Source organism: Herbaspirillum sp. CF444 (genome assembly GCF_000282135.1).
Classification (GTDB): Bacteria; Pseudomonadota; Gammaproteobacteria; order Burkholderiales; family Burkholderiaceae_D; genus Herbaspirillum.
In genome coordinates, this window is sequence record NZ_AKJW01000037.1 from 1 (window position 1) to 12,562 (window position 12,562).

13 protein-coding genes are annotated in these 12,562 nt (G+C 60.1%); 4 read left to right on the forward strand and 9 right to left on the reverse strand.

Annotated features, from left to right (window positions below; translation table 11 throughout):
- The first annotated feature begins 804 nt into the window (after window positions 1-804).
- The gene (locus tag PMI16_RS08710) at window positions 805-1,284 is read left to right on the forward strand and encodes a RidA family protein (protein ID WP_007878578.1); all 480 of its coding nucleotides are present in this window, start codon (window positions 805-807) and stop codon (window positions 1,282-1,284) included.
- A gap of 11 nt (window positions 1,285-1,295) precedes the next feature.
- Here the strand turns inward: PMI16_RS08710 and PMI16_RS08715 are convergent, their stop codons facing one another.
- The 4 genes from PMI16_RS08715 to PMI16_RS08730 form a co-directional block, all read right to left on the reverse strand.
- Window positions 1,296-3,338, reverse strand: a complete 2,043-nt coding sequence (locus PMI16_RS08715; protein ID WP_007878580.1) for a sodium:solute symporter family protein — start codon at window positions 3,336-3,338, stop codon at window positions 1,296-1,298.
- Complete coding sequence (locus PMI16_RS08720; protein WP_007878582.1) at window positions 3,328-3,636, reverse strand: DUF4212 domain-containing protein; 309 nt, start codon at window positions 3,634-3,636, stop codon at window positions 3,328-3,330. The genes PMI16_RS08715 and PMI16_RS08720 overlap by 11 nt, the downstream gene beginning before the upstream one ends.
- 1 nt (window position 3,637) lies before the next feature.
- Entirely contained in the window at window positions 3,638-5,191 is a 1,554-nt protein-coding gene (locus PMI16_RS08725; RefSeq protein WP_007878583.1) for a sensor histidine kinase, read from the reverse strand.
- Between the two features lie 62 nt (window positions 5,192-5,253).
- Window positions 5,254-5,958, reverse strand: coding sequence for a response regulator (locus tag PMI16_RS08730; RefSeq protein WP_007878584.1), 705 nt, complete (start codon window positions 5,956-5,958; stop codon window positions 5,254-5,256).
- A gap of 228 nt (window positions 5,959-6,186) precedes the next feature.
- Between PMI16_RS08730 and PMI16_RS08735 the strand changes: the two genes are divergently transcribed.
- The 3 genes from PMI16_RS08735 (at window position 6,187) to PMI16_RS08745 (ending at window position 8,348) form a co-directional block, all read left to right on the forward strand.
- Window positions 6,187-6,600: a hypothetical protein gene (locus tag PMI16_RS08735; protein ID WP_007878585.1), complete on the forward strand. Its 414-nt coding sequence runs from the start codon at window positions 6,187-6,189 to the stop codon at window positions 6,598-6,600.
- Between the two features lie 213 nt (window positions 6,601-6,813).
- Window positions 6,814-7,752 (forward strand): Tim44 domain-containing protein, encoded by a 939-nt coding sequence (locus tag PMI16_RS08740; RefSeq protein WP_007878589.1) that lies wholly within the window; start codon window positions 6,814-6,816, stop codon window positions 7,750-7,752.
- 173 nt (window positions 7,753-7,925) lie between these two features.
- On the forward strand, window positions 7,926-8,348 hold the full coding sequence (locus PMI16_RS08745) for an OsmC family protein (protein ID WP_007878590.1): 423 nt from the start codon (window positions 7,926-7,928) through the stop codon (window positions 8,346-8,348).
- Between the two features lie 13 nt (window positions 8,349-8,361).
- On the opposite strand, the gene PMI16_RS25805 is transcribed toward PMI16_RS08745, so the two are convergent.
- From PMI16_RS25805 to PMI16_RS08765, 5 genes are all read right to left on the reverse strand, one after another.
- Entirely contained in the window at window positions 8,362-8,568 is a 207-nt protein-coding gene (locus PMI16_RS25805; RefSeq protein WP_157212574.1) for a hypothetical protein, read from the reverse strand.
- A gap of 23 nt (window positions 8,569-8,591) precedes the next feature.
- Window positions 8,592-9,566, reverse strand: a complete 975-nt coding sequence (locus tag PMI16_RS08750) for an aliphatic sulfonate ABC transporter substrate-binding protein (protein WP_007878591.1) — start codon at window positions 9,564-9,566, stop codon at window positions 8,592-8,594.
- Window positions 9,567-9,873: 307 nt separating this feature from the next.
- Window positions 9,874-10,782 (reverse strand): ABC transporter permease, encoded by a 909-nt coding sequence (locus PMI16_RS08755; protein WP_007878593.1) that lies wholly within the window; start codon window positions 10,780-10,782, stop codon window positions 9,874-9,876.
- A 5-nt stretch (window positions 10,783-10,787) separates the two neighbouring features.
- Window positions 10,788-11,780, reverse strand: coding sequence for an aliphatic sulfonate ABC transporter substrate-binding protein (locus PMI16_RS08760; protein ID WP_007878595.1), 993 nt, complete (start codon window positions 11,778-11,780; stop codon window positions 10,788-10,790).
- A 175-nt stretch (window positions 11,781-11,955) separates the two neighbouring features.
- Window positions 11,956-12,561, reverse strand: coding sequence for a sensor histidine kinase (locus tag PMI16_RS08765; RefSeq protein ID WP_007878597.1), 606 nt, complete (start codon window positions 12,559-12,561; stop codon window positions 11,956-11,958).
- Between the last annotated feature and the right edge of the window lies 1 nt (window position 12,562).

A 12,562-nucleotide genomic window follows, 5' to 3' on the forward strand; every position in this document is an offset into this window, starting at 1 on the left:
AGGAAAACTCTCAAAAACCAGAACCATTGCGAACGCTGAATCGATTGATTGCGATGCATCAAAAGCAATTAATTTGATGGCAGAGGCGAAAGAGGAAGAAAGGTGAAGAAAGAAGAAGTCGCGTGTGCGCGATGCGCGCGATCGAGGGGTAATCAGAGAGAAGTTCCGGCCGGCGCTGCTTCCGGCACGGCCACCGCCGGTGCCGTGACCACCAGCGTGCCTTATACGATCGAGTTTCAATAATTAGGTTGAGGCTGAATCGAGTGATGAAATGACAGTTGTGGGCAGTGAGGTATCAAGCACACGTAAAAGAAGCCGCGAATGCGGCTTCTTTTACGTGTGCGGAAAGAGCGCTGAACAGTGAATAAGATGGGGGGATGTTTGTCCGGTATCGGTCGCGTCGACAGCTCGACAAATACCTGGACAGCGGCACTGATTGGCGCTTCGGGCCAGGGGCCATTGGGGGTAAAGCGAGGGATTGGAAGTTGATGTGATTACTGACGAATTTTTCGCATAACTTCTGCATTCAAGAAATTACCAATTTGATAATATCAAAACGTCACTGAATTGCTTCAACAGTGCAATTCGGAGCGTGCGCGTTGTTTGCGCGCATTTCAATTGCACATAACGCCAAGAGCGCAATCGTGCGCTGTGACAGCAACACCATGCTCGACAAGCCGTCCCTGTGAACGCAGGTTTGCGTCTCGCAATCCGCTTTGCGAAATCTTGATCCTTCTGAAGATCGCTTGTCTGCGCCGTGTCTCCATCGGGTGTTGGCATTTACCTGTCTTTTTAAAGGAAAAAATGAAAAAATCCCCATTGCCGGTCAGCCTCTTTGTATCTCTGTTCGCCGTTTCCGCTATGACTATCGCTGCCGAGACCTCCGTCGGCGCTTCCTCCAGGCATCGCGCTAACGTCGAGTTTTTGAATTCAGGCCGCTTCAGCGACTTGCCTTTTTCCGATGCCGTTCGGGTGGGCAATCTGGTTTATTTTTCGGGTGAGCTCGGCGATGTCGGCGGCAATGGAAAAATCGTCCCGGGCGGCATTGTCGCCGAGGCGCGCCAGACCATGGAAAACATCAAGGCTTCCGTTGAAGCCAACGGATACAAGATGAGCGACATCGTGAAATGTACGGTGTTCCTGGCGGATATTTCCGAATGGGCCGCGTTCAATACCGTCTATAAGGCGTATTTCAGCAAGCCTTATCCGGCACGCAGTGCTTTCGGTGCAAATGGTCTGGCGCTGGGCGCACGTGTTGAGGTTGAATGCATCGCAGCCAAATAAAACCCGGCACTTCAGGGGGTCCTGATGTGATCAATCAACGCCAGCGTCCGTTCATCAGGCGGCGGCGTCAGCAGGCTGACGATCACCAGCGCCGCAATGCCGACCGGTACGCCGAAGATGCCGGCGGAAATCGGCGCGATATGGAACCACTGATTGGCCGCATGGCCGCCGAAAGCCGGGTGCGTGTGCAGCATGTAGTACACGCACATGACGAAGCCGGCGACGATGCCGGCGACCGCGCCGGCCTGGTTGGCGCGCTTCCAGAAGATTCCCAGCACCAGCGCTGGAAACAAGGTCGATGCCGCCAGTGAAAACGCCACGCCGACCATCGACAGAATATCGCCGGGTTTGAGCGATGCAGCGTAGGCGGCCAGCAGGGCAACCACCAGCAGCAACAGCTTGGAAATGGTCACGCGCTTTTGCGACGACGCCGCCGGATCGATGACTTTGTAATACACGTCATGCGACAAGGCGTTCGAAATCGTCAGCAGCAAGCCATCCGCCGTCGACAGCGCCGCCGCCAGCCCGCCGGCGGCCACCAGCCCTGAAATGAAATAGGGCAGGCCGGCGATTTCCGGCGTGGCCAGCACGATGATGTCGCCGTCGAGCGCGATCTCGCCGAGCTGCACGATGTTGTCGTGATTGAGGTCGTTGATGCTGACCAGCGGATTGACCTTGTCGATATTGGCCCAGTAGTACACCCAGTCCGGCAGGTGCGCATAATTGCTGCCGACCAGCGAGGTGTAGATGTCGTACTTCACCAGGATCGCCAGCGCCGGCACCGTGATGTAGATCAGCATGATGAAGAACAGCGTCCAGAACACCGACTTGCGCGCTTCGTGCACCGTCGGCGTGGTGTAGTAGCGCATCAGGATGTGCGGTAGCGCGGCCGTGCCGAGCATCAGGCAAAACACCAGCGCGAGGAAATTGTTGCGCTTGATCTTGGAGGCTTCTTCGTCCTTGCCGGGGAAGGGCTCGGTCTGCGACACCGGCGGCTGCGCGCGCGCCAGGTTGTAGGCTTTGGCGTCGTTCCATTTGCGCTCGGCTTCGTCCACCGATTTGGGATAGGCCGTCAGCGCCCGGCTGGCGCTCTTGATGTCGGCCAGCGAGGCGTGGCTGTCGCGTTTGACCTCTTCGATGTGATGCTGGGCGTCGATGCGTCCTTCTTCCCAGGAACGCGGCAGGTTCTTGAGTTTCTTGTCGTAGTCATCCGCGCGTGCCTGGAAGATGGCGCTGACTTCCTTTTCCTTCGGATCGTCGGCGATGCGTTTTTCGGCGGCGTTCAGTTTGGGCAATACGGAACCGTAGGCCACCTGCGGTACCGGTATGCTGGTGTGCTTGGCCGATAGCCAGACCACGGGGATCAGATAAGCGAACAGGATGATGATGTATTGCGCCACTTGCGTCCACGTGATGGCGCGCATGCCGCCGAGGAAGGAGCACACCAGGATGCTCGCCAGCCCGAGGAAAATGCCGATCGAAAAATCGATGCCGGTGAAGCGCGACGTGATCAGCCCGACGCCATAGATCTGCGCCACCACGTAGGTGAAGGAAATGATGATCGTGGCGATGACCGCCAGGATGCGCACCAGGTTACCGCTGTAACGGCCGGCGTAGCGCTCCGCCAGAAAATCGGCAATCGTGTACTGGCCGAACTTGCGCAGGTAGGGGGCGATCAGCAGCGCCACCAGGCAATAGCCGCCGGTCCAGCCCATGATGTAGGCCAGCCCGTCGAAGCCTTGCAGATACAGTCCGCCGGCCAGGCTGATGAAGGTCGCCGCGGAAATCCAGTCGGCCGCGGTCGCCATGCCGTTGAACAGTGCCGGCACGCGCCTGCCGGCGACGTAGTATTCCGGCACGTCGGAGGTGCGGCAGACGACGCCGATGCCGGCGTACAGGGCAATGGTGACGAACATGAACAGATAGCCGATCCAGGCGCGCGGCATGCCTTCGTGTTCGAGCACGGCGAGCACCAGCAGGAACAGGATGAAGCCGACCGTGTACCAGGCGTAGTAGGCGCACAGGCGCCGGAAAAATTGCTTGTTAGTCTCCATGCATCTGCTCGCTGTGAAGATGCAGCCGGCGCTCGGCGCGGCGCATGCGGATGGTATACAGCACGACGATGGCCAGATAGACCAGCAGGATGCCCTGCGCGGCCATATAGAACGAAAGCGGCCAGCCGAACAGATTGATGCGGTCGAGCTGGCGCGCAAAGAAGACCGCACCGAAGGTCACCACGAACCACAGCCCCAGCAGGGCCAGCGTCAGCCGGCGCGTCTTGTCCCAATAGGCCGCCGGCGTGATGGGCGTTGCGATCGATGAAGCAGGTGGGGAAGGCGAGTTCTCTGTCATGTCAGCCGATGTCGTCGATAAAAGCCTGGCGCGGCGTCATGCGCAGCGTCACGCGGAACAGGCAGCCCGGTGCTTTGGGATCCTGGCAGCGCGGATTGTTGAGGATGTCCACCGTCGCATCGTGCTGTTGCGCAATTTCGCGCACGATCGCCAGGCCCAGTCCGCTGCCGGCCGCGGGCGTGCCGAGGATGCGGTAAAAACGTTCGAACACATGATTGCGTTCGTTCGGCGCGATGCCGGGGCCGGTGTCTTCCACTTCCAGGAAGGCCAGGCCGGTTTCCTCGTCGTCGCGTGCGCGTACCGTCACGCTGCCCAGCGGCGGCGTGTAATGCAGGGCATTGTCGAGCAGGTTGCTGAGCAATTCACGCAACATGATGGCGTTGCCCGAGATCATGATCGGATGGCCGGGCTGTTCGAAACCGAGGTCGATGCGCTGCGAGAACGACATCGGCACCCAGTCCTGCACGACGTTGCGCGCCAGTTCCGAGAGTTCGATCGGCTGGAACGGCGAGGTTTCCGGCGTCTGGTTCTCGGCGCGCGCCAGCGACAGCAACTGATTGACCAGCCGCGTGGCCGACTCCGAACTCTTGGCCAGTTGCTCCAGAGAGCGATGGACGTCGCTCTGGTCGGTCTGGCGCAGGGCCAGTTCGGATTGCATGCGCATGCCGGCCAGCGGTGTTTTCATCTGATGCGCGGCGTCGGCGATGAAGCGTTTTTGCAGCGCGATGGTTTGCGACAACCGTGCCAGCATGTCGTTGAGCGAGCGCACCAGCGGCGAGATTTCTTCCGGCACCTGGCCGGAATCGATGGGGCTGAGATCGTCCGGACGGCGCGCGCGGATGCGTTGCTGCAACTCGGACAGCGGCGACAATCCGCGCGACAAGGCAAACCAGACCAGCGCCAGCGCCACCGGCAGGATGACGAACTGAGGCAGGATCACGCCCTTGATGATTTCGTTGGCCAGCTGCGCGCGTTTTTCCAGCGTCTCGCCGACCTGCACCGTGGCCAGGCGCGGCTCCCTGGACGAGGCGGCGCGCTGTTCCGAGGTGCGCCGCAGATCGACCTGCGTATAGGCGATGCGCACGTCGTTGCCGTGCAGGATGTCGTTGCGGAACAGGACCGTGCCGATGGTCAGCTTGTCGTCGTCGGTGGTCGGCTGCGGCATGTCGCGATCGCCTTCGACGAACTCGCCGCGCGGGCCGGTGATCTGAAAGTAGATATTGTCGATGTCGTCGGCGCGCAGCAGGTCGCGCGCCGACACCGGCAGGCGCGCCACGGTCTTGCCGTTGACTTCGGAAACCTGCTGCGCCAGCACGGTGACGCTGTCTTCCAGCGCGCGGTCGAACGGCTGGTTGGCGATCGATTGCGCGATCAGGTAGGTGATGGCGATGCTCATCGGCCACAGCAGCAGCAGCGGCGCCAGCATCCAGTCGAGGATTTCGCCGAACAGCGAGCGCTGGATGCGTTCTTCCGGTTGGGTGGCGATGGCGGCACGGCGCTTGCCTTTGGCAGGCGGGGGCGATGAAACACCGGCGGCGTCGCGCGCGTCAGACATGGAATTCACCGGCAGGCGTGTCGGCGCGAAGATCGATCAATGGAAAAAAACGGGAGACGGCGTCAGGCGTTGCCTGCCACGCCGGCGCCGGCGATGGAGTCGGGCAGTTTTTCGAGGCAATAGCCGAGTCCGCGCACCGTCGCAATGCGGATGCCGCCGACTTCGATTTTCTTGCGCAGACGGTGGACATAGACTTCGATCGCATTATTGCTGACTTCCTCGCCCCATTCGCATAGATGATCCACCAGCTGTTCCTTGGAAACCAGCCGCCCGGTACGCTGCAATAATACTTCGAGCAGGCCCAGTTCGCGTGCGGAAAGATCGAGCATTTGCTCGCCGATGTAGGCGATGCGGCCGACCTGGTCGTAACTGAGCGAGCCATGCTTGATCACCGTCGGACCGCCGCCGGCGCCGCGCCGGGTCAGGGCGCGCACGCGCGCTTCCAGTTCGGACAGGGCAAACGGCTTGGCCATGTAATCGTCCGCGCCCAGATCGAGGCCCTGCACCCGCTGTTCGACCGAATCGGCGGCCGTCAGGATCAGCACCGGCAGGCGCGAATTGCGCGCGCGCAGACGGCGCAACACTTCCAGCCCGGACATCTTGGGCAGGCCCAGGTCGAGGATCAGCAAATCGAAATCTTGCGTGGACAAGGCGGAATCCGCTTCCACGCCATTCTTGACGCAATCCGCCGCATAACCCGAGTGACGCAGCGAGCGCGTCAAACCATCGGCCAGGACACTGTCATCTTCTGCAAGGAGAATACGCATGGTTGGATCCGCAGGAGTATGCGGCGTTGTCTCGTGTTTTGTAGGAATAATGCAAGATTTTTCTGCATATTCTACTAAATCGAGGCCCATTGCAACGCATAATCGTGCTCGCTTTGCGGCAAGACATGGCTGGGTGATTTTCTTCTCAAGCCCTTGATAAATCAGCGTAACGCCCGCATCTGACCTGACTCTTGGTATAATTTTCGAGTTAATCATCTGAAAATCTCAATGAAGCGTCTGTTTGCCCTCTTGTTGATCTGTCTGCTGCCCATGCAAGTATTTGCAGGGATGCTGACGTACAAGACCGGCATCGACTCGGCGGCGTTGGAGTTGCAGGTACAACAGCAACAGATGCTGGAAGCGCAGCTGGAAATGCAGCGCCGGTTGGCGGAAGTCGCCGGTGCAGGCCTGATGGCTGCCGACGACCAGGCCCTGCCGGCAGATCAAGCCGACCGCGACGACGATACCTCGTACGCGGACAGTGAAGATTTTTCCAACCACGCCGGCGTCGGCGACGAAACCGTGCTCAATCCGACACTGGCTTTCATCGTCGATTCGGCCACCCTGGCGCCGGCGCTGCGTAGCGACGACGCCCGCCAACCGCCTTTCCTCCCTCCCGCCGGTCGTCCTCCGCGGGTCTGATTCCCTTCTTGCCGTTCGCGGCAATCCCCGGTTTTCGCCCATCGTACGGCGATAGCTGACGGCACGCGCCTTCTTTTCCTTACCTGCGTCGTGTTCGTTGCATCTGCTGCGCCTGATCCGACGTGCTGAAACCGGGATGGTTCCACCACCGGTTTTTATTGCTTTACGGCCGATGCGACCGCCTTCGCATCACATTCCATCTCAGGAGATAGCATGAAAAAAGTATTTGTCGCGCTGATAGTGGCTGCGATGACCCTATCAATTGGCGTCGGCAGCGTCGAGGCCAAGCGTCTCGGCGGCGGCAGCTCGTTCGGCAAGCAGTCGTCGGGCGCCAGCCGTCAGGCGCAAAGCCCGATGCAGCAGAACCAGGCCGCGCCTGCCAAGCCTGCAGCGCCGGCAGCAGCGCCGGCTGCCGCAGCACCCAAGCCTAGCCCATGGAAGGGCATTCTCGGCGGCGCCCTGCTGGGTCTCGGCCTGGGCGCATTGTTGTCGCACTTCGGTCTTGGCGGCGCCATGGCCGGCATGATCAGCACCATTCTGATGGTGGCCTTGCTGGCGTTCGCTGCGATGTTCATCTACCGCATGTTCCGACGCAAATCGGAAGGCAACGGCAACGAGCGTCCGGCATTTGCCTCGGCCTCGGCGCCTGGTGCCGACCAGGGTGGAAATTCGACACCAGCCATCGGTTCGCTGCTGGAGCCGGCACAACCGCCGAAGGCGCTGCAAGGCACTTCGTTCGGCGGCGGCGCTGCGGTGGCGGAGCAATCGTCTTACGGTATTCCTGCTGACTTCGATACGGTCGGTTTTGTGCGCAATGCCAAGACTTACTTCATCCGCCTGCAGGCCGCCTGGGACAAGGGCGACGCCAACGACATCCGCGAATTCACCACGCCGGAAATGTTTGGCGAGCTGAAGCTGCAATTGCAGGAGCGCGGTGCATCGGCCAACCACACCGACGTGGTGTCGCTGGATGCCGACATGCTGGGCGTGGAAACGGTCGGCAGCGACTACCTGGCCAGCGTGAAATTCTTTGGTTTCATCAAGGAAGATCCGGCCTCGTCGCCAACGCAGTTCAACGAAATCTGGAATCTGTCCAAACCTGTTTCCGGCAACGGCGGCTGGGTCCTGGCCGGTATTCAGCAATTGTCGTAATGTGTTGATCGCCGGTCCGGCCTTGCCGGATCGTGCTGAAAAGCCGCTCTCCGGAGCGGCTTTTTTTATGTCTCGCCCTTTTCCTGATCTCCTACGCCCGGTTGCGCGCTTGTCCGATGCCGCGTGATCCGCCATGGCCGCATGATGGCGTTTTGTGCAAAAGGAGAAGTGCCATGCAACGACAAGCTTCCGCCGTCTGGAACGGCAGTCTGAAAGACGGCAAGGGAACATTGACCACCGAGAGCAAGACGCTGGACGCGACGCAGTATTCGTTTTCCACGCGGTTTGAAAACGGCGTCGGCACCAATCCGGAAGAGTTGATCGCAGCGGCGCATGCCGGCTGCTTCTCGATGGATTTGTCGAGCCGGCTGGGCAAGGCGGGGCTGGGTGTCGAGCGTATCGACACCAACGCCACGCTGACGCTGGAAAAGGTTGAGGACGGTTTTTCCATCACGGCCATCGTGCTGGACGTGAAGGTTAAATTGCAAAATCCGGATCAAGCCAAGTTCGAGCAGGCCGTCGATGCAGCGAAGAAGGGCTGTCCGGTGTCGAAGGTGTTGAGGGCCGACATCAGCGTACGCGCCGGCCTGGTGTAAAGGTTTTTGCGTATCAGGGCATCAGCGTGGATCGGGGGTGCCGTTCTTGCGTCGGCTCTTCTTCCTGAGGAATCGTTGGAGTCTGATGCGTCGCGGCGCAATCGCAGGAATCGCATGAATCGCACGATGCGGCGTCGTCTTTCCCGTGCAAGGGATAACGCAAGGCCAGCGGTACGGCGATGATCGCCAGTGCCGCTGTCGTTGCGTCGAGCCAGTCCATGTCTTCTTCGGATCAGGCCGCTATCAGGCCGGTTTCCAGATCGCGACATCGGTCGCGTTGATCTTCCTGGGCAGCAAACCGGCGGCAAAGAAGGCGTCGGCAATCCGTTGCTGCTCACCTAGCGCGCTTGCCACGACGGCGCGCACGTCGTAGCTGCGGCGGCTGTTGGCCAGTTCAATGGTCGGCGCATCCAGGCCCCAGATCGGCGCCAGGAATGCCGCTGCTTCCTTCGGATTCCGGCGCACCCACAATCCTGTCTTTTTCAATTCATCGAATACCGCAGCCAGCACTTCCGGATGCGCTTCTGCAAACGGTGTCGAGGCAAGATAATAGCGCTGATAGTCGGCGATATTGCGGCCGTCCGAGAGGATGCGGATCGAGGTCTGATTTTGCGCGCCGGCGAGGAAGGGGTCCCAGGTCACCCAGGCATCCACGCTGCCGCGCTCGAAGGCGGCGCGGCCGTCGGCCGGCGTGAGATAAGCGACGTCGATATCGCTGAATTTCAGGCCGGCTTTTTCCAGCGTGGCGATCAGCAGGTAGTGCACGCCCGCGGCTTTGGTGACGGCGATTTTCTTGCGCTTGAGATCGGCGACGGTTTTGATCGGCGAATCGGTGCGCACGATGACGGCCTGCGCCGAAGGCGAGGGCGCTTCCTGCGCCAGGTAGGTCAGTCTTGCACCGGCGGCCTGGGCGAACACCGGCACGGTATCGGCCACGTCGGCGCTGAGATCCACGCCACCCACATTGAGCGCTTCCAGCAACGGCAGGCCGCTGGAAAACTCGTGCCAGCTGATTTTGACGTCATACGGGGCCAGCAGCTTTTCCAGCGTTCCCCTGCTCTTGATGATGGTGAGCAGCGTCGAGGATTTCTGGTAGCCGATGCGCAATGGGACCTGCTTGTTTTGCGCGAAACCGGGCAATGCAAGACTGGCGCCGCTGGTGGCGGCAAGGGCGGCGATGGCCTGGAGTACACGGCGACGTTGCAGATTATTTTTCATGGAAAGGGGTGGCAATAAGAGAATAGGGAAGGTGATTATCGATCGTGCGAGGCTAGAACTCATTTCATAAATAGGCGTGAGTGCGAGCTTGCCCTGTTTGGGATGAAGTGCAAGGCGCGAATCGAGGTCAAGACTGGGTGTCTTGACCTCGATTCGTAACGCAGCAATTCGCCCAAACAGGCCGCTCCCTTTGGGTTCTTCCCAGAAAGGGCGCTGGCCGCGTTGCGCTCCTTGCGTGTGCCTCGGCACACGACGCGTCGCACGCCTTGCCAGCACCCTTTCTGGGAAGAACGCATCTCACGCCTATTTATGAAATGAGTTCTAGTACATCGCGCCATGCCAGCTTGCGCGCTTCGACATATTTGAGTGCGCTGTCGGAGAGTTTTCCCAGCGTCGCGAGAATGAGAATGGCGGCCACGACGATGTCCGGGCGGCTGCTTTCCCGCCCATCCGAGAGCAGGTAGCCGACGCCTTTGGTGGCGGCCATCAGTTCCGCCGCGACCAGAAACATCCACGCAAGGCTCAGGCCGGTACGCAAGCCGGTGAACAGATTGGGCAGTGCCGCCGGCAGCAGAATGCGCCGGATCATCTGGCGGGAAGACAAACCATGGATTTTGCCGACCTCGATCAATTTGCGATCGACGTTGTGGATGCCGGCGACCAGATTGAGATAGACAGGAAAGAACGCGCCGATCGCGATCAATACGACTTTCGGTGTTTCATCGATACCGAGCCAGAGCAGCAGCAAGGGAATCCAGGCCAGACTGGGAATGGCGCGCAAGGCCTGGAAGGAAGGTTCCAGCAAGGCTTCTGCGCGGCGATGCATGCCGACCAGCAGGCCGAAAGCGATCGCCAGCAGCGATCCTGTCGCGAACCCTGCTGCAACCCGCGCCGTACTGACGCCGATATGCAAGAAAAGATCGCGCGTCGCGAGCGTATAGAGCGTCTGCGCGATTTCGCTTGGCGGTGGCAGCAACCGCGAGGGAATGACGCCGGTCGCCGCGCCGATTTCCAGCAAACTCAGAAACGCGACCGGCAACAAGGCCCCTGTCGGCCAACGCAATGCTTGCGTGCGCGCTGTCTCCGGCGCCGCCGCTTGCGCATGGACTTGCTTGTCAGCCGCCGGTCTCGGTCTTGTCCCGGCGGATTGTTCTACCCGGTCGATCAGATCGGCGTGACGCGTATCCAGCGACAGCAGCGAGTGCGATTCTTTCATGACGATCAGGCCTGGCGGATCACGCTTTGCGAAAACGTCGGATCAATCAGCGCGGTAATCGTTTTGGAGAGGTCGGTGCCACTCTTGACCAGTTCTTCGTCGAGCAGGATCGGGGCGGCAGCGCGCAGGGCCTCGATATGCTCCTTGCCGATTTGCGGATTGGAAAAGTCGTTGCGTTTAAGTTGCAACTGCGCCACCGGTAGCGAGAGTTTGGCTTCTTCGGCGATCAGCTTTGCGGTCTCGTCCGGATTCTTGATGATCCAGATGCGCGCGCGCTCATAGGCGCGGATGACGCGTTTTACCTCGTCGGGATATTTTGCGGCGAAGCTTTCCGTCACGTTGAGAAAGCCGTAAGTGTTGAAGTTGACGTTGCGATAAATCAGTTTCGAGCCCGCTTCAAGCTCGCTCGCCGCGAGATGTGGGTCGAGTCCGGCCCAGGCGTCGACGCGCTTTTGTTCGAGCGCGACGCGGCCATCCGGGTGTTGCAGATGGACGATCTCGACGTCGCTTTTGGACAAGCCGTTTTCGTGCAGCGCACGCAGCAGGAACAGATAAGGATCGGTGCCTTTGGTGGCGGCGATTTTCTTGCCTTTGAGTTCCTTGACAGACTTGATGGTGGAATCTTTCTGCACTGCCAGCGCGGTCCATTCCGGACGTGAATAGACATAGACCGCCTTGGCCGGATTGCCATTGGCGCGCGCCAGCAACGCCGCGAGACCGGCGGTGCTGCCGAAGTCCACGCTATCGCTGTTGAGATATTCCAGTGCGCGATTGCTGCCTTGGCTCAGTACCCATTTGACGGACGTGCCGCTGGTCTTCAGATCTTCTTCCAGCCAGCCGAATTTCTTGAGCACGAGACTCGGCGGCGAGTAATAGGCGTAGTCCAGGCGAATCTGTTTTGGGGGCTCTGCCGCGCGCGCAATCGAAGGTACGCTCAACGGCGCGGCGAGCGAGGCGATGCCGGCTGTTGTCAGGCGAAGAAAGTGACGGCGTTCCATGTTGTTCTTTTCCCTTTTCTGGTCGAGTCGGGGCAGGCAATTGCTGCCGCTTTGACATCGACTCTACGGACGAAGCCTTGGGAAAAGAACGATTTTTTTCGCGCTTGCTTATTTGCTCAGCGCATGTGTTTCGGCGGCGAGGGGATGGCGGTGGCGCCTTGTCGGCGTAGTGGGTTCAGGGCAGGCGCAGTTCGAACAGGGCGCCGCCGTCGGGATGATTGGCGAGCAGGGCTTCGCCTTTTTTGTCGCCCTTGTGATGGGCGCCGGCGATGGCTTTGCACAAGTCCATGCCCAGGCCGGTGGAGGGTTTGGCTTCGTGCGTGCCGATGCCGGGACCGTCGTCGCGTACGGTGAAGACCACGCCGCTGCCGTCTTTACGGCAACCGAGTTCGATGCGCGAACGCGCAAAACGGGTGGCGTTCTGGAGTGCGGCTTCGAGCGCCAGGCCAACCAGGTTTTCGTCGAAGAAGGCAATCAGGGGCATGCCTTCTTCATTGACGAAGACATCCAGGCCGGTCTGATTGATGGTCAGATGACGCAGCAATCCTTGCAGGAAGTCGTGTGGCGACAACGCTTCGACTTGCGCGGTCAATCCTTGGGAGGAGGCTTTGTACAAGGTCAGGAAACCGATCAGCTTTTCCTGCAATGTCAGGCAGGTCGTGTGCGCCTGGCCGGCACGCTCATCGGCGGAGCCGTCAGCGAGCGCACGCAGCTGACCTTCGAGAACGCCGAGTGAGTTTTTGATGTCATGAACAATAATCGCAGCCAGTTTGGGATCCATG